The sequence below is a fragment of the Microbacterium sp. NPDC090281 genome, from assembly GCF_044769635.1.
Lineage (GTDB): Bacteria > Actinomycetota > Actinomycetes > Actinomycetales > Microbacteriaceae > Microbacterium.
On record NZ_JBIVYH010000001.1, the window covers coordinates 2,193,402 to 2,208,635 of the forward strand.

Annotated in this window: 16 protein-coding genes; 15 read left to right on the plus strand and 1 reads right to left on the minus strand. The window is 65.4% G+C overall.

What is annotated here, in order from left to right:
- Positions 1 to 8 precede the first annotated feature (8 nt).
- The 3 genes from ACIQTX_RS10505 to ACIQTX_RS10515 are packed head-to-tail and all read left to right on the plus strand — an operon-like array spanning position 9 to position 2,052.
- Positions 9 to 818, plus strand: a complete 810-nt coding sequence (locus tag ACIQTX_RS10505; protein WP_402971937.1) for a thymidylate synthase — start codon at positions 9 to 11, stop codon at positions 816 to 818.
- On the plus strand, positions 815 to 1,291 hold the full coding sequence (locus ACIQTX_RS10510; RefSeq protein ID WP_402971939.1) for a dihydrofolate reductase: 477 nt from the start codon (positions 815 to 817) through the stop codon (positions 1,289 to 1,291). Before ACIQTX_RS10505 ends, ACIQTX_RS10510 begins: the two co-directional genes overlap by 4 nt.
- Positions 1,291 to 2,052, plus strand: a complete 762-nt coding sequence (locus ACIQTX_RS10515) for an SDR family NAD(P)-dependent oxidoreductase (RefSeq protein ID WP_402971941.1) — start codon at positions 1,291 to 1,293, stop codon at positions 2,050 to 2,052. The genes ACIQTX_RS10510 and ACIQTX_RS10515 overlap by 1 nt, the downstream gene beginning before the upstream one ends.
- A 9-nt stretch (positions 2,053 to 2,061) precedes the next feature.
- Here ACIQTX_RS10515 and ACIQTX_RS10520 read toward each other — a convergent pair whose 3' ends face one another.
- Positions 2,062 to 2,613, minus strand: coding sequence for an NUDIX domain-containing protein (locus ACIQTX_RS10520; protein ID WP_402971943.1), 552 nt, complete (start codon positions 2,611 to 2,613; stop codon positions 2,062 to 2,064).
- Positions 2,614 to 2,727: 114 nt separating this feature from the next.
- Here ACIQTX_RS10520 and dapA point away from each other — a divergent pair, with 114 nt between their 5' ends.
- The 12 genes from dapA to miaA all read left to right on the plus strand — a co-directional run bounded on the left by dapA (position 2,728) and on the right by miaA (position 15,229).
- A complete protein-coding gene (dapA, locus tag ACIQTX_RS10525; RefSeq protein ID WP_402971945.1) occupies positions 2,728 to 3,705 on the plus strand; it encodes a 4-hydroxy-tetrahydrodipicolinate synthase in 978 nt (325 codons plus the stop codon).
- A gap of 53 nt (positions 3,706 to 3,758) precedes the next feature.
- Positions 3,759 to 5,435 carry a ribonuclease J gene (locus ACIQTX_RS10530; protein ID WP_105525547.1) on the plus strand — a complete coding sequence of 559 codons (1,677 nt, stop codon included), beginning with the start codon at positions 3,759 to 3,761 and terminating at the stop codon, positions 5,433 to 5,435.
- A 72-nt stretch (positions 5,436 to 5,507) separates the two neighbouring features.
- Positions 5,508 to 6,002 (plus strand): GNAT family N-acetyltransferase, encoded by a 495-nt coding sequence (locus ACIQTX_RS10535; RefSeq protein ID WP_402971948.1) that lies wholly within the window; start codon positions 5,508 to 5,510, stop codon positions 6,000 to 6,002.
- Positions 6,003 to 6,075: 73 nt separating this feature from the next.
- Positions 6,076 to 8,781 (plus strand): DNA translocase FtsK 4TM domain-containing protein, encoded by a 2,706-nt coding sequence (locus tag ACIQTX_RS10540; RefSeq protein WP_402971950.1) that lies wholly within the window; start codon positions 6,076 to 6,078, stop codon positions 8,779 to 8,781.
- Positions 8,781 to 9,356 (plus strand): CDP-diacylglycerol--glycerol-3-phosphate 3-phosphatidyltransferase, encoded by a 576-nt coding sequence (gene pgsA / locus ACIQTX_RS10545; protein ID WP_402971952.1) that lies wholly within the window; start codon positions 8,781 to 8,783, stop codon positions 9,354 to 9,356. The genes ACIQTX_RS10540 and pgsA overlap by 1 nt, the downstream gene beginning before the upstream one ends.
- Positions 9,353 to 9,838 (plus strand): CinA family protein, encoded by a 486-nt coding sequence (locus ACIQTX_RS10550; RefSeq protein ID WP_402971954.1) that lies wholly within the window; start codon positions 9,353 to 9,355, stop codon positions 9,836 to 9,838. Before pgsA ends, ACIQTX_RS10550 begins: the two co-directional genes overlap by 4 nt.
- Positions 9,839 to 9,979: 141 nt before the next feature.
- Positions 9,980 to 10,288: a helix-turn-helix domain-containing protein gene (locus tag ACIQTX_RS10555; RefSeq protein ID WP_017830901.1), complete on the plus strand. Its 309-nt coding sequence runs from the start codon at positions 9,980 to 9,982 to the stop codon at positions 10,286 to 10,288.
- A gap of 18 nt (positions 10,289 to 10,306) precedes the next feature.
- Entirely contained in the window at positions 10,307 to 10,531 is a 225-nt protein-coding gene (locus tag ACIQTX_RS10560) for a DUF3046 domain-containing protein (RefSeq protein ID WP_105525542.1), read from the plus strand.
- 270 nt (positions 10,532 to 10,801) lie between these two features.
- Positions 10,802 to 11,851 carry a recombinase RecA gene (recA, locus tag ACIQTX_RS10565; protein WP_105525541.1) on the plus strand — a complete coding sequence of 350 codons (1,050 nt, stop codon included), beginning with the start codon at positions 10,802 to 10,804 and terminating at the stop codon, positions 11,849 to 11,851.
- Between the two features lie 359 nt (positions 11,852 to 12,210).
- Positions 12,211 to 12,723: a regulatory protein RecX gene (locus ACIQTX_RS10570; protein ID WP_402971957.1), complete on the plus strand. Its 513-nt coding sequence runs from the start codon at positions 12,211 to 12,213 to the stop codon at positions 12,721 to 12,723.
- A gap of 50 nt (positions 12,724 to 12,773) precedes the next feature.
- Complete coding sequence (miaB, locus tag ACIQTX_RS10575; protein ID WP_402971959.1) at positions 12,774 to 14,321, plus strand: tRNA (N6-isopentenyl adenosine(37)-C2)-methylthiotransferase MiaB; 1,548 nt, start codon at positions 12,774 to 12,776, stop codon at positions 14,319 to 14,321.
- Positions 14,318 to 15,229 (plus strand): tRNA (adenosine(37)-N6)-dimethylallyltransferase MiaA, encoded by a 912-nt coding sequence (gene miaA, locus ACIQTX_RS10580; RefSeq protein WP_402971961.1) that lies wholly within the window; start codon positions 14,318 to 14,320, stop codon positions 15,227 to 15,229. The genes miaB and miaA overlap by 4 nt, the downstream gene beginning before the upstream one ends.
- The last annotated feature ends 5 nt before the right edge of the window (positions 15,230 to 15,234 follow it).

The window sequence follows — 15,234 nt, forward strand, 5'->3', positions numbered from 1 at the left end:
TGGCTGTCATGAGCGCAGCCGTCCCGACTCCTTATGAAGACCTGCTCCGTGACGTGCTGGAGACCGGCACGCACAAGTCCGATCGCACCGGGACCGGCACGACGAGTGTCTTCGGCCGGCAGATCCGTTTCGACCTGTCGAAGGGATTCCCGCTCATCACCACGAAGCGCGTGCACTTCAAGTCGATCGCGTACGAGCTCCTCTGGTTCCTGCAGGGTGACTCCAACGTGGGCTGGCTTCGCGAGAACGGCGTGACGATCTGGGATGAGTGGGCAGATGAGTCCGGCGATCTCGGCCCTGTCTACGGGGTGCAGTGGCGGTCGTGGCCGAAGCCGGACGGCGGGAGCATCGACCAGCTGTCCGAGGTGATCGAGCAGATCCGTCGCTCGCCCGACTCCCGACGGCTCATCGTGTCGGCCTGGAATCCGGCCGACATCCCCGACATGGCACTCGCCCCCTGCCATGCCCTGTTCCAGTTCTACGTCGCTGACGGCAAGCTCTCCTGCCAGCTTTACCAGCGCAGCGCCGACATGTTCCTCGGGGTGCCGTTCAACATCGCCTCGTATGCGCTGCTCACGATGATGATCGCCCAACAGGTCGGCCTCGAGCCCGGAGACTTCGTCTGGACGGGCGGCGACTGCCACGTGTACGACAATCACGTCGAGCAGGTGCGTGAGCAGCTCAGCCGCGAGCCGTACGAGTATCCGACGCTGCGTTTCGCACGGAAGCCGGAATCGATCCTCGACTACCGCTACGAGGACTTCGTCGTGGAGAACTATCAGCATCACGCGTCGATCAGGGCGGCGGTGGCGGTATGACCTGGGTCGGGTTGATCTGGGCCGAGGCGGACGGTGGCGTGATCGGTGCTGAGGGCGGGATGCCCTGGCACGTGCCGGAAGACCTGGCTCATTTCAAAGAGGTCACCCTCGGCGCTCCCGTCGTGATGGGGCGCAAGACCTGGGACTCCCTCCCGGAGCGCTTCCGGCCGCTCGCCGGCCGCGACAACATCGTCGTGACCCGACAGCAGGACTGGTCCGAGGAGGGCGCGCGCCGAGCGGCAACTGTCGCCGAAGCCGTGCGCGGACTCGACAGGGTCTGGATCATCGGCGGTGCGGAGATCTTCCGACAGGTGATCGGGGATGCTGATCGGCTCGAGGTCACCGAGCTCGATCTCGAAGTCGCCGGCGATGCCTACGCTCCGGCTAAGACCGGATGGCGCCTCGTCGACGAGGGGGAGTGGCATACCTCGCGCACCGGCGTCCGCTACCGCTTCCTCGGATACGAGCGCTGATGCCCACCGCACTCATCACCGGAGCCAGCGCCGGGCTGGGCGCCGAATTCGCCCGCCAGCTCGCACGTCGTCGCGCCGATCTCGTCCTGGTTTCGCGGTCCGAGGATGCGCTCGAGGCTCTGGGCGCGGAGCTGCGACGTGAGTACGGCGTCGCGGTCGAGATCATCTCCGCCGATCTGGCTGAGGAAGCCGGAGTCGAGAAGGTCGCCGAGCGACTGCGCGACAAGGCGGACCCCATCGATCTCCTGGTGAACAACGCCGGGTTCGGTCTTCCCCTGCAGTTCGCCGACAACGACATCGACGACGAGGTGCGTCACTTGCGCCTGCACGTAGAAGCTTCCATGCGTCTCATGCATGCGGCCCTGCAATCCATGCGCGGACGCGGAGGACGCATCATCAACGTGGCGTCCGTCGCCGGCTTCATCTCGAGGTCGACATACTCCGCCTGCAAGGCGTGGCTCATCGGCTTCAGCCGCTGGGCGAATGCGGAGTACGCCAGGGACGGCGTTTCCGTGACGGCGTTGTGCCCCGGATTCACGCATACGTCGTTCCACGAGCGCATGGGGCTCACCGTCGGCGAAGAGGGCGTGCCAGGGGTCATGTGGCTGAATGCCCGCGATGTCGTGCGTGCCGGTCTGCGTGACGCCGCTCGCGGCAGGTCAGTCTCCGTTCCGTCGTTGCGGTACAAGGTGATCGTGGCTCTGACGCGCGTCTTGCCCAGCTCGCTCACCTCCGGCGTCGCGCGTCGCGGCCGCGTCTGATCCCAGGGCTCAGCGGAACCTGCCGAGCAGGATTGCGGCCTTTGCGATGGCGGCGATGGTCTCTCCGTCGGTGATGGTGCCTTCGGCGATCATCGCCAGCACCTCATCGAACGGGACCCACGAGACGGCTTGGATGCCCTCTTCCGCCTGAGTCTCGGCAGCATCCTCGTCGGTCACGGCCGCCCGGAGATCCCGGGCGAGGAAGACGTACTCGATCGCCTCGGCCACACCGTTCAGAGCGCTCATGCTGCCGAGGGAGGTCCAGTCGCCCGCCTCGAACCCGGTCTCCTCGCGGAGCTCCCGCTGCGCAGCCTGCAGCGGATCCTCACCATCGCTGCCGCCGGCAGGAATCTCGGTGGAGACCCCGACGGTGTAACGGTCGATCGTGACGAGGCATATCCGGTCCTCGTCGTCGAGCGCGACGATGAACACTGCGGGATGCCGCATCGCGACCACGCCGTAGATGCCATCACCCCCACCGGGACCTGTGACACGGTCTTCACGCACGCTGATCCAGGCGTTCTCGTACTTCGTCTCTGATCCTCGCGTCACCCATGCCATGTGTCGAGCGTAGGGGCCGGCTGGATTGGAACCGCAGGATCGCCCCCATGAGCGGAGGCCTCATCCGCGTCACCACGTCAGCATGAGCGGCATTCGAACCGATACGCTGGGTGCATGACGCACTCGGGCAACCCTTTCGGACAGGTTCTCGTCGCGCTCGTCACTCCGATGACGGCCGACGGTGAAGTCGATTGGCCCGCCGTCGAGAAGCACATCGATGACGTGATCACCGCAGGCGCGGACGGCATCGTCGTGACGGGAACGACTGGCGAGACCTCAACGCTGACCGACCCCGAGAAGCTCAAGCTCGTCGAGGTCGGCAAGTCCGTCTCCGCCGGCCGCGCCAAGATCATCACCGGCGGCGGCTCCAACGAGACCGCCCACGCGATCGAGCTGTACAAGGCCAGCGAGAAGGCCGGCGCCGACGGCATCATGATCGTCACGCCGTACTACAACAAGCCGACGCAGGCCGGCATCCTCACGCACTTCCGTCTGGTCGCAGACGCGACCGACCTGCCGGTGATCCTCTACGACATCCCCGGCCGCACCGGTGTGCCGATCAAGTACGAGACGATCCTGCGCCTTGCGAAGCACCCGAACATCCTCGCTGTGAAGGATGCCAAGGGAGACTTCTCCGAGGTGAGCCGCGTGCTCAACCAGACCGACCTGATGTACTTCTCCGGCGATGACGCGAACGTGCTGCCGCATCTCGCGATCGGAGCCACCGGACTCGTCGGTGTCACGGCGAACGTCGCTGCTGCGCCCTACCGCACGATCATCGACGCCGTGAACGCGGGCGACCTCGCCACGGCGACCGCTGAACACAAGCGACTCGAGCCACTCGTGCGTGCGGTGATGACGCATGTGCCCGGCACCGTTGCAGCGAAGTACATCCTGCACGGGCTCGGCCGCATCTCGAGCCCGCGTGTCCGTCTTCCCTTGGTCGGCCCCGAGGAATGGGAGGCCGCGCTCATCGAAGATGAGCTCGACCTCGTCCAGAACGTCCCCGGCGCCGACTTCTCGAACTTCCGACCCGACCGCAATGCGGCTGCGGGCGGTGCCCTGCCGAAGGTGCACGGCACGACGCGCTGAGTCGCGTCCCCATGAACGAACGGACGCGTGGAGTGTCCGACTGAGGAGACAGCATGTCCATTCCCCTGGCAGAACCGTCCGCTCTCGACCAAGGAACGCTGCGGGTCATCCCGATCGGCGGCCTCGGCGAGATCGGTCGCAACATGACGATGTTCGAGTACGACGGCAAGATCCTGATCGTCGACTGCGGCGTGCTCTTCCCCGAAGAACACCAGCCCGGCGTCGATCTGATCCTCCCCGACTTCGAGCCGATCCGTGATCGTCTCGACGACATCGTCGGCGTGGTGCTCACGCACGGCCACGAAGACCACATCGGGGCGGTCCCATACCTGCTGCGTCTGAAGAGCGACATCCCACTGATCGGCTCCGGGCTCACCCTGGCGTTGGTCGAGGCGAAGCTCAAGGAGCATCGCATCAAGGCCTTCACCCTGACGGTGAAGGAGGGGCAGCAGGAGAAGGTCGGTCCCTTCGACCTCGAATTCGTCGCGGTGAACCACTCGATCCCGGACGCCCTGGCCGTCGCCATCCGCACCCCGGCCGGAATGGTCCTCGCGACGGGCGACTTCAAGATGGACCAGCTGCCGCTGGACGGCCGCATCACCGACCTGCGAGCGTTCGCCCGCCTCGGCGAAGAGGGCGTCGACCTGTTCCTCGTCGACTCGACCAACGCCGACGTTCCCGGCTTCACGCCGACTGAGCGCTCCATCGGTCCCGTCCTCGACCAGGTGATCGCCAAGGCGCCGCGTCGCGTCATCGTCGCGAGCTTCTCCAGCCACGTCCACCGCGTGCAGCAGGTCATCGACGCCGCGTATGCCAACGGACGCCGCGTCGCGTTCCTCGGTCGCAGCATGGTGCGCAACATGACGATCGCCGAGCAGCTCGGCTACCTGAAGGTGCCGGACGGGGTCCTCATCGACTTCAAGAAGGCCCGCGATCTCCCCGACGAGCAGATCGTCTACATGTCGACCGGATCACAGGGCGAGCCGATGGCGGTGCTCAGCCGCATGGCGAACATGGACCACGCCATCGAGGTGAGCGAGGGAGACACGGTCATCCTCGCCTCCAGCCTCATCCCGGGCAACGAGAACGCGGTGTACCGCGTGATCGACGGTCTGACGAAGCTCGGCGCGCACGTCGTGCACAAGGCGAACGCGAAGGTGCACGTCTCCGGCCATGCCGCCGCCGGCGAGCTGATCTACTGCTACAACATCCTGAAGCCGAAGAACGTGCTCCCGGTGCACGGCGAGTACCGTCACCTCATCGCGAACGCGAAGCTCGCGCAGGAGACCGGTGTCCCCGAGTCGAACACGATCATCGCCTCCAACGGCACCGTGATCGACCTCAAGGGCGGCGTCGCCAATGTCGTCGGACAGCTGGATCTCGGTTTCGTCTACGTCGACGGGTCCACGGTCGGGGAGATCACCGACGCGGACCTCAAGGATCGACGCATCCTCGCAGAAGAGGGCTTCATCTCGGTGATCGTCGTGGTTGATGCGGCGACCGGCCGGATCATCTCCGGCCCCGAGATCCACGCACGCGGCGTCGCGGAAGACGATTCGGTCTTCGACGACGTCGCACCGAAGATCGTGGCCGCCCTCAAGGAAGCGGCGGGCAACGGAGTGCGAGACACCCATTCGCTCTCCCAGGTCGTGCGGCGCACGATCGGTCGCTGGGTGAACCAGCGTCTGCGTCGCCGTCCGATGATCGTCCCTCTCGTCATCGAGGCGTGACGGCAGGGCGACCTCCGCTCGTTCACGGCTGTCCGTCATCCCGACGTAACACCCGCGTCCTATGCTCGCGTCATGTACAGGGGATTCTCCCTTCGCAGGGCGGCGCAGACGGATGCGATGTTCCTCGGTGACATGCTCGTCGAGGCGGCAAACTGGCGTGCCGGGGGCGTACGCCCGCGCCATGAGGTGCTGACGTCCGTCGATCATCGACGCTACCTCGCGGGGTGGAAGCGTTCGTCCGATGACGGACTGGTGGCGACGGGTGAGGATGATCTACCGGTCGGCGCCGCGTGGTATCGGGTTCTCCCGCAGGATGATCCGGGGTTCGGCTTCATCGGGGTCGCGGTTCCCGAGCTCATCATCGGCGTGCATCCGCTCTGGCGGGCGCGTGGGGTCGGACGATCGCTGTTGCGTGGCGTCGTGCGGCTCGCTGGCGCGCAGGGCCACGCACGCATCAGCTTGAGCGTCGAACGAGACAACTTCGCCCGCAACCTGTATCGCGCCGAGGGATTCGCCGTCGTGGGGGAGGGGCCGACCCGCGACACGATGGTGCGGCGCACCACGTAGTCGAGCAGTCTCGGATCCGCAGAAAGCCGCGTCATTACGCGGAGATGTCGGCTGTTGGTCGTAACGTGAGAGCATGGCCAGGAGTACCACGAAGACAGAGCGCGCGTCGACCAGCGCACCGTCGCGCCCGAAGCGGCAGACGGCTCCCAAGGCCCAGCCCGCTCCCAAGAAGTACATCGACGAGGCCGACAAGCCTCCAGTAGCCGTCCGTGCCTGGGTCGGGCTGGCGCACGGCGTCGGCGGGCTCTTCCGCGCCTTCGGACCTGAGACCCTCGAGAAGGACGACCGCCGCGACGGTTTCCCGTTCTTCCTCGTGCTGCTCGCCGTGCTCGGCGCGGTGAACGAGTGGTTCTTCATCGGCAACGAGGTCGCGGCCAACATCAGCGCGTACTCGGTCGGTCTCTTCGTCGGTCGTGTGGCCTTCATCATGCCGGTGCTGCTTCTGCTGCTCGCCGGCTGGCTGTTCCGCCACCCCTCTTCCGTCCATGACAACGGACGCATCGGCATCGGCTTCGGCATGTTCGTGCTCGCGCTCGCGGGTATCTTCCATGTCGCCGGCCCGCGTCCGCACCCGAATCAGGGGATGCCCGCGCTCAGCGAATCCGGCGGACTGCTCGGTTGGCTGGTCGGGCAACCTCTCACCTATCTGACCGACATCCCCGCGTACATCGTGCTGTCGCTCCTGATGGTGCTGAGCCTCCTGATCCTCACGAAGACCCCGCCGAATCGCATCGGCGCGCGTCTCGGGGATCTGTACGCGTGGATGTTCGACGCGGAGCGCACTGAGAAGCCAGCGAAGGACACTGCCGCGATCGACGAGGCCGACAAGGTCGACGACCCCGACGTCCTGCCGTGGTGGCGGCGCAACAGGACCGGTCGTGAAGAAGATCCCGATGAGGGCACCCTCGGGTCCGACGACATAACTGCGCTGCTCACGACATCCGACCCGACGCCCGCCTACGATCAGGCCGTCGTCGTCGAGAACCCCTACGACGCGGCCACCGAAGTGTTGTCAGAAGTTCGCTCGGTCGCCGATTCGCTCGCCGAGCAGCAGACCACCGCGCTCCTCGATGACACTTCCGACACCGGCGAGGTGCCCGAGCTTCCCGGTCTCGACGGTTTCGGCACCGAGGGCCCGGGCGACCGTGGGCCGCAAGCTCCCGTGACGCCGTACATCCTGCCCTCTCCCGGCATCCTGGTCGAGGGCCCCGCTCCGGTCCTGCGTTCCGAGGCGACAGACAAGGTGATCGAGCAGATCACGAGCGTCCTGTCCCAGTTCAAGGTCGACGCGAAGGTCACCGGTTTCTCTCGCGGCCCGACGGTGACCCAGTACGAGGTCGAGGTCGGACACGGCGTCAAGGTCGAGAAGATCCTGCAGCTGAGCAACAACTTCGCCTACGCCGTGGCGTCGAACGACGTGCGCATCCTCTCGCCGATCCCCGGCAAGAGCGCCATCGGTATCGAGATCCCCAACGCCGACAAAGAGATGGTCGCTCTCGGCGACGTGCTGCGGTCGCCCGCGGCGCAGAAGAACACGCACCCGATGACGATCGGCGTCGGCAAGGATGTCGGCGGCAACATCGTGATCGCGAACCTCGCCAAGATGCCTCACCTGCTCGTGGCGGGTTCCACAGGCTCCGGTAAGTCGAGCTTCGTGAACTCGATGATCACGAGCCTGCTGATGCGGGCTCGTCCCGCCGATGTGCGGATGGTCCTGATCGACCCGAAGCGCGTCGAGCTCACCAGCTACGCCGGCGTCCCGCACCTGATCACGCCCATCATCACGAACCCGAAGAAGGCGGCCGAAGCGCTGCAGTGGGTCGTGAAGGAGATGGATATGCGGTACGACGACCTCGCGTCGTTCGGGTTCCGCCACATCGACGACTTCAACCGTGCGGTGCGTGCCGGCGAGGTCGAACTGCCCGTGGGCAGCGAGCGGGTGCTCAAGCCCTACCCGTACCTTCTGGTCGTGGTCGACGAGCTGGCCGACCTGATGATGGTCGCCCCTCGTGATGTCGAGGATTCGATCGTTCGCATCACGCAGCTGGCGCGAGCGTCCGGCATCCACCTCGTGCTCGCGACGCAACGTCCGAGCGTCGACGTGGTCACCGGTCTCATCAAGGCCAACGTCCCCTCTCGACTCGCCTTCGCCGTCACGAGCGTCACCGACAGCCGGGTCATCCTCGACAGCCCCGGCGCGGACAAGCTCATCGGTCAGGGTGATGCGCTGTTCTCGCCGATGGGCTCGTCGAAGCCGTTCCGTCTGCAGGGAGCGTGGGTCGATGAGAAGGAGATCGACGCTGTCGTCAAGCACGTCACACGCCAGGCGCGTCCGGACTATCGTCCCGATGTGCAGGAGGCGATGGAGCCGACCAAGAAGAAAGAGGTCGACGAGGACATCGGCGACGATCTCGAGCTGCTGCTCGCCGCCGCAGAGCTCATCGTGTCTTCCCAGTTCGGTTCGACATCGATGCTCCAGCGCAAGCTGCGCGTCGGCTTCGCGAAGGCCGGCCGCCTCATGGACCTGTTGGAATCGCGCGAGATCGTCGGGCCGTCCGAGGGCTCCAAGGCCCGAGACGTGTTGGCCACGGCGGAACAGCTTCCTCAGGTGATGGCGAAACTGCGTGGAGATGATGCTCCGGCAGCATCGGCTCCCGTGGCGCCTCCGGTCCCGCCGATGCCTCAGACACACGACCCGGTCGCCGCTCAGCACGAGGGGCTCCCCGAGGTGGAAGCTGAGGGCGACGAAGACGCCTGGGGCCTGACGGGGCGCGACTGATGGCGATTCCTCGGCAGCTGCCCAACGCCATCACGGTCGCGCGTATCCCGCTCGCGGTCATCTTCTTCGTCCTGCTTCTACTCGGTGGAACCTACGGCCTTCCTGAGCCGGCTCTCCGCTGGACAGCGGCGATCCTCTTCATCGTCGGGATCTCCACGGACTGGGTCGACGGCTATCTCGCCCGTAAGTACGACATCGTCAGCGACTTCGGCAAACTCTGGGATCCGATCGCCGACAAGCTGCTCACCGGGGCCGGGTTCGTCGGACTGGCCATCCTCGGTGAGGTCGATTGGTGGATCGTCGCGATCATCCTGGTGCGCGAGTGGGGGATCACGATCCATCGGCTCATGGTCGCCAGCGAGCACGTCGTCGCCGCAGCGTGGATGGGCAAGATCAAGACCGCGTTCCAAGGAGTAGCACTCGGCTGGGCGTTGCTTCCCCTCCACTACCTCATCGGACTCGATGCCTGGACGTTGATCACCTTCGTCCTGATGCTCATCGTCTTGGTGCTCACGGTGGCGAGTGGGATCGACTACATCGTGGCCCAGGTGCGAGGATCCCGGCGAAAGCAGTGAGCGCGGCGGCTGCAGCGGTCTTATCCGCGTTGGGTCGAAGGGGATGGACTCTGGGTGTCGCCGAGTCCCTCACCGGAGGGGCGCTGTGCGCAGAACTCGTCTCGGTTGCCGGCGCGTCTGCCGTGCTGTGTGGGGGAGTGGTCGCGTACGCGACACCGGTCAAGACGACGGTTCTCGGTGTCGATGCCGATCTCCTCGCCGAGCATGGTCCCGTGCATCCGCAGGTCGCCGTGCAGATGGCCGACGGTGTGCGGCAAGTGCTGAGCGTCGGCGGAAAGGCAGCCGAGGTCGGCATCTCGACAACGGGTATCGCCGGCCCGGATTCTCCTGATGGACAGCCGGTGGGAACGGTGCACGTGGGGATCGTGACACCGGACACCTCGAGTGCCACGTCATTCCGTTTCCATGGTGATCGTGCCTCGATTCAGGAACAGACGGTGGCTGCGGCGCTCGACGCATTGATCAAGATGCTCGCGGAATAGTGACGGCGGCGCGCTGGTTATTGAAGATGTGCTCACATTCAAACCACAGAGTGCAAGGGTAGATTTTGAAGAGGTCAGGAGTAATAGACTGGCTGTCTCATCGGGGGTAACCTCGAACGATCACATGGGGAGGAGGTTCCGATGATTCTTGTACGACAGGAAATCGGCGATGTGCTGAGGGACTTCCGCCTGCAGAAGGGGCGCACGCTCCGGCAGGTCGCAAGCAAGGCTTCGGTTGCGCTCGGCTACCTCAGCGAGGTCGAACGCGGGCAGAAAGAAGCGTCGAGCGAGATCCTCGCATCAGTCGCCGACGCTCTCGACGTTCCCATCTCGACAATCATGCGCGAGGTCGGAGACCGCATCTCCGTACTCGAGGGCATCCAGGTCTTCCCTGATGTCGTCCCTGACGACCTCGTGGCGTCGATCGAGCCCCAGCTCTCGCTGCACTGATCCGCGGCGAGGTAATCGATGCGTCGTAGCGAGTTTCTCCGCGCCGTCGACACCGAATTCGACGCGAGAGCGTCGTCGCTGGTGAATGACCTCGGGCTCACCGCCCTTCACGGCCGTACTGCGGTCGAAGCGTTGGCTGATGGCACGCCGCCGCGGCAGATCTGGCTAGCCTTGTGCGCCGAGATGGACGTACCGGACAGTCGACGGCATGGTGTCGGTCGGCAAGAGCCTCGCGGGCGCTGATCACCCCGGACGATGTCCGGAGCGTACGGGACACGCTTGTCGATATTCGGCGTGTCGTCGAAGATCTGTTCGAAACGGGCGTAATCTTCTGCACAAGTGGTTCAGGGATTCTGTTCTCCACGATGGGTGCGTTCGCCAAGTCGATGTCGGTGGTCTCTCCTACGGTGGAAAACAAGCCGAAGAGCCATTACGCCTTGTCGGAGAGTTCCTCCCAACCGGGAGAGCCGCGACAGCCTACAGGCGGCACCACGCGCGCAGAAGGAGCAGATCATGCCATCACCCGCCGACCGCGAGAAGTCCCTCGAGACCGCACTCGCTCAGATCGACCGCCAGTTCGGAAAGGGCTCGGTCATGCGGCTGGGTAGCGATGAGCGCGCCCCCGTGGCCGTCATTCCCACCGGCTCCATCGCCCTCGACGTCGCTCTCGGCGTCGGTGGTCTCCCGCGTGGTCGGATCGTCGAGATCTACGGCCCGGAGTCCTCGGGTAAGACCACGCTGACCCTGCATGCGATCGCGAATGCGCAGCGCGGCGGTGGTATCGCAGCGTTCATCGATGCTGAGCACGCGCTCGACCCCGACTATGCGGCGAAGCTCGGTGTCGATATCGATGCGCTTCTGGTGTCGCAGCCCGACACCGGTGAGCAGGCGCTCGAGATCGCCGACATGCTCGTCCGATCCGGTGCCATCGACCTCATCGTCATCGACTCCGTCGCCGCGCTCGTACCGCGTGCCGAGATCGAGGGCGAGATGGGCGACTCTCACGTGGGTCTGCAGGCTCGACTCATGTCGCAGGCGCTGCGAAAGCTCACCGGTGGACTGAGCCAGACCAACACCACGATGATCTTCATCAACCAGCTTCGCGAGAAGATCGGCGTCTTCTTCGGGTCGCCTGAGACCACCGCCGGTGGAAAGGCGCTGAAGTTCTATGCGTCCGTCCGCATGGACATCCGTCGTATCGAGACTCTGAAGGACGGTACCGATGCGGTCGGAAACCGCACCAGAGTGAAGGTCGTGAAGAACAAGATGGCTCCGCCCTTCAAGCAGGCCGAGTTCGACATCCTCTACGGCATCGGCATCTCTCGCGAAGGCAGCTTGATCGACTTCGGTGTCGAGCACGCGATCGTGAAGAAGTCTGGGTCGTGGTACACCTACGACGGCGATCAGTTGGGACAGGGCAAAGAGAACGCGCGGACGTTCCTGCTCAACAACCCCGATATCGCCTTGGCGATCGAGACGCAGATCAAGCAGAAGCTCGGCATCGGCGGCCCGGCCGCTGTACCTGCTGCAGCAGACGAGCTCGCTGAGCGTCGTCCGGCCTGATGAACGACACTCGTGGGGGCGATCCTGATCGGATCGCCCCCATCATCCCTCTCTTCGGTGGCACGTCCAAGAAGGCCCAGGCTGCACCGGCCTTCCCCAGTGGCGAAGGCGATGAAGCCCCAAAGGACGTAACGAGTAGCGCAGATGAGCGAGCGCTTTGGCGTTCGACCTGGGATGCGCCGTCCGGCTCGAGAACAGCCGTCGAACCGATCGAGGCAGGCACTCCCAGCAGTCATCATCCTGCCCGTGGGGCTGCGTCCGCTTCGGGCTCGCGGGGATCACACCCTGCGAAGTCTGCTCCTCGTCTCCGAGCCCTCGGAAATGTGCAGAGCGACGAGACCGGCGAGGAGGAGACCGCGATGCCGGACGAGATCCGCGTCGCGGCCGAAGAATCCCTCGTTCGCAAGTTGCGGACTCGGTCGTTGTCGATCTCGGAGGCTCGACAGGCCCTGAGAGGGAACGGGCTCGACAGCGGTGCGATCGACGACGTGATCAACGACTTCTGCCGCCGCGGCTATCTCGACGATGCCGCCCTCGCCGGGGTTCTTGTGATCTCCGGCGTGCAGCGGAAGGGCCAGGGACGAGTCGCGCTGTCGCGTGCGCTCGCACAGCGAGGCATCCCGCGCGATGTCATCGACAGCGCGCTCGATGAGTTGCCGGATGACGACGATGAGCGTGCCCTCGATTTCGCCCGCAACAAAGCTCGATCATTGAGTCGCCTCGACCACGACACGGCCCTGCGACGCCTGGTGGGTCAGCTATCCCGGCGCGGGTACAACGGAGCGGTGTCGATGAAGGCGGCGAAGGCAGCGTTGCGGGAAGAGGCATCCGGGGGTCCGACCTCCGGCGTTCATTTCGTCGAGTCGGACTGAGATCTCGGCGCAGCACCGGGCTAGGTAACGGCTCGTACAATGGATCCATCATGACTATCCCGCGCAGCGAACCGACGATCATCAGCGCATCGTCGGCAGCCGTCGACGAAGACGGACGACACCGATCGTACGAAGTGCGCACCTTCGGGTGCCAGATGAACGTGCACGACTCCGAGCGGCTCTCAGGCTCGCTGGAGAGCGCCGGCTACGTGCGGGCGATCGACGGCGCAGAAGCCGATGTGGTGATCATCAACACCTGCGCGGTCCGAGACAATGCTGCCGGCAAGCTGTATGGCACGCTGGGGCATCTCGCATCGGTCAAGCGCCGCAAAGAAGGTATGCAGATCGCAGTCGGCGGCTGCCTGGCTCAGATGGACAAGCAGGCTGTCCTCGACAAGGCCCCCTGGGTCGACGTGGTATTCGGCACCCACAACATGGGCTCACTGCCGGGATTGCTGGAGCGTGCGCGGCACAACGGCGACGCCGAACTCGAGATTCTCGAATCGCTCGAGGTGTTCCCCTCGACGCTGCCGACCAAGCGTGACTCGGCACACAGCGGGTGGGTGTCGATCTCGGTGGGCTGCAACAACACCTGCACGTTCTGCATCGTGCCGAGTCTGCGCGGCAAGGAGAAAGACCGACGTCCCGGCGACATCCTTAACGAGATCAGACTCCTGGTCGAAGACGGTGCGATCGAGGTCACCCTCCTCGGACAGAACGTGAACTCCTACGGAGTCGAGTTCGGCGACCGTCAGGCGTTCGGCAAGCTGCTGCGCGCTGCCGGCGAGATCGAAGGACTGGAGCGCATCCGGTTCACGAGCCCGCACCCCGCGGCCTTCACAGACGACGTGATCGACGCCATGGCCGAGACTCCGAACGTGATGCCGCAGCTGCACATGCCGCTGCAGTCGGGGAGCGATCGCATCCTCAAGGCGATGCGACGTTCGTACCGCAGCGAGCGGTTCCTCGGCATCCTCGACCGCGTTCGTGCTCGCATCCCGAACGCCGCGATCACCACCGACATCATCGTCGGCTTCCCCGGAGAGACTGAGGAAGACTTCGAAGAGACGATGCGGGTGGTGGAACAGGCCCGCTTCTCGAGCGCCTTCACGTTCCAGTACTCCATCCGTGAGGGAACCCCAGCTGCGACCATGCAAGACCAGGTCCCCAAGGAGATCGTCCAGGCTCGATACAACCGTCTGCTCGCGCTCCAGGAGCGCATCTCGCTGGAGGAGAACCAACAGCAGGTCGGCCGTCGGATCGAAGTGCTCGTCTCGTCCGGCGAAGGCAAGAAGGACACAGCGACCCACCGGCTCACCGGGCGCGCCGAAGACAACAGGCTGGTGCACTTCGAGGTGACGCCGGGGTCCGACCTCCCGCGCCCCGGCGATGTCGTCACCGTGACTGTCACACACGGCGCCCCGTTCCACCTGCTGGCCGACGACCCCACAGGCGCACCGCTCGAGATCCGTCGCACCCGCGGGGGAGACGCCTGGGACCGCTCGCAGGCGGAATCGTGCGCGGTTCCCACCCCCAGCAGCGACGGTGGGCCGAAGGCCGTCTCGCTCGGGCTGCCCACTCTGCGTGTCGGCGTGTGACCGGACCACGCCTGTGGGCGATCGTCGGGGCAACCGGCACCGGCAAGAGTGATCTCGCGATTGATCTGGCTGAACGGCTGCGGTCCCGCGGCAACCCGGCCGAGATCGTCAACGCCGACGCGATGCAGCTCTATCGCGGAATGGACGTCGGGACGGCGAAGGTCTCGATCTCGGAGCGCCGTGGAATCCCGCACCACCTCTTCGACGTCCTCCAAGTCGACGAGGACGCTGCGGTCGCGTGGTATCAGCCACGGGCTCGTGCCGCAGTGGAGGAGGTCCATCGTCGCGGCGGGGATGCGATCCTCGTGGGTGGTTCGGGTCTCTACGTCTCGAGCGTCGTGTATGACTTCAGATTCCCTCCGCGCGACCCGGAGCTGCGCGAGCGACTCGAACGAGAACTCGAGACCGAAGGGCCCACGCGACTGCTCGAAAGGCTGCGTGTGCTCGATCCCGAGGCCGCAGCCCGCGTCGATCCTCGCAACCCACGGCGCATCGTCCGCGCACTCGAAGTCCGCGAGCAGGGGAGCGCCACGCACGGCGCCGCGCTTCCGGATCAACCGATCCTGTGGCATCCGCGCACCCGGCTGTTGGGCCTCCACGTCGAACGAGCCGCGCTCGTCGAGCGACTCGACGCCAGAGTCGAGCGGATGTGGGAGGGCGGACTCCTCGCCGAAGTCGCCGAGCTCCGAGGCCGAGGGCTCGAACACGGAGCGACTGCACCGCGGGCCATCGGCTACGCACAAGCGCTCGCACAGCTCGACGGGACTCTCACCGAGCGCGAGGCCATCGCTCAGACCCAGGCGCTCACCCGTCGCTACGCCCGCCGCCAGGTGTCGTGGTTCAAGCGGTATCCCGACCTGGAGTGGCGAGACGCCCCGGTGGACGCCGACGCACTGCTCCAATCCTGAACCGA

Bases quoted from the DNA above. Each gene is read 5' to 3' on its own strand.
- ACIQTX_RS10505 (WP_402971937.1), top strand. From the start codon at position 9: ATGAGCGCAGCCGTCCCGACTCCTTATGAAGACCTGCTCCGTGACGTG.
- ACIQTX_RS10510 (WP_402971939.1), top strand. From the start codon at position 815: ATGACCTGGGTCGGGTTGATCTGGGCCGAGGCGGACGGTGGCGTGATC.
- ACIQTX_RS10515 (WP_402971941.1), top strand. From the start codon at position 1,291: ATGCCCACCGCACTCATCACCGGAGCCAGCGCCGGGCTGGGCGCCGAA.
- ACIQTX_RS10520 (WP_402971943.1), bottom strand. From the start codon at position 2,613: ATGGCATGGGTGACGCGAGGATCAGAGACGAAGTACGAGAACGCCTGG.
- dapA (WP_402971945.1), top strand. From the start codon at position 2,728: ATGACGCACTCGGGCAACCCTTTCGGACAGGTTCTCGTCGCGCTCGTC.
- ACIQTX_RS10530 (WP_105525547.1), top strand. From the start codon at position 3,759: ATGTCCATTCCCCTGGCAGAACCGTCCGCTCTCGACCAAGGAACGCTG.
- ACIQTX_RS10535 (WP_402971948.1), top strand. From the start codon at position 5,508: ATGTACAGGGGATTCTCCCTTCGCAGGGCGGCGCAGACGGATGCGATG.
- ACIQTX_RS10540 (WP_402971950.1), top strand. From the start codon at position 6,076: ATGGCCAGGAGTACCACGAAGACAGAGCGCGCGTCGACCAGCGCACCG.
- pgsA (WP_402971952.1), top strand. From the start codon at position 8,781: ATGGCGATTCCTCGGCAGCTGCCCAACGCCATCACGGTCGCGCGTATC.
- ACIQTX_RS10555 (WP_017830901.1), top strand. From the start codon at position 9,980: ATGATTCTTGTACGACAGGAAATCGGCGATGTGCTGAGGGACTTCCGC.
- ACIQTX_RS10560 (WP_105525542.1), top strand. From the start codon at position 10,307: ATGCGTCGTAGCGAGTTTCTCCGCGCCGTCGACACCGAATTCGACGCG.
- recA (WP_105525541.1), top strand. From the start codon at position 10,802: ATGCCATCACCCGCCGACCGCGAGAAGTCCCTCGAGACCGCACTCGCT.
- ACIQTX_RS10570 (WP_402971957.1), top strand. From the start codon at position 12,211: ATGCCGGACGAGATCCGCGTCGCGGCCGAAGAATCCCTCGTTCGCAAG.
- miaB (WP_402971959.1), top strand. From the start codon at position 12,774: ATGACTATCCCGCGCAGCGAACCGACGATCATCAGCGCATCGTCGGCA.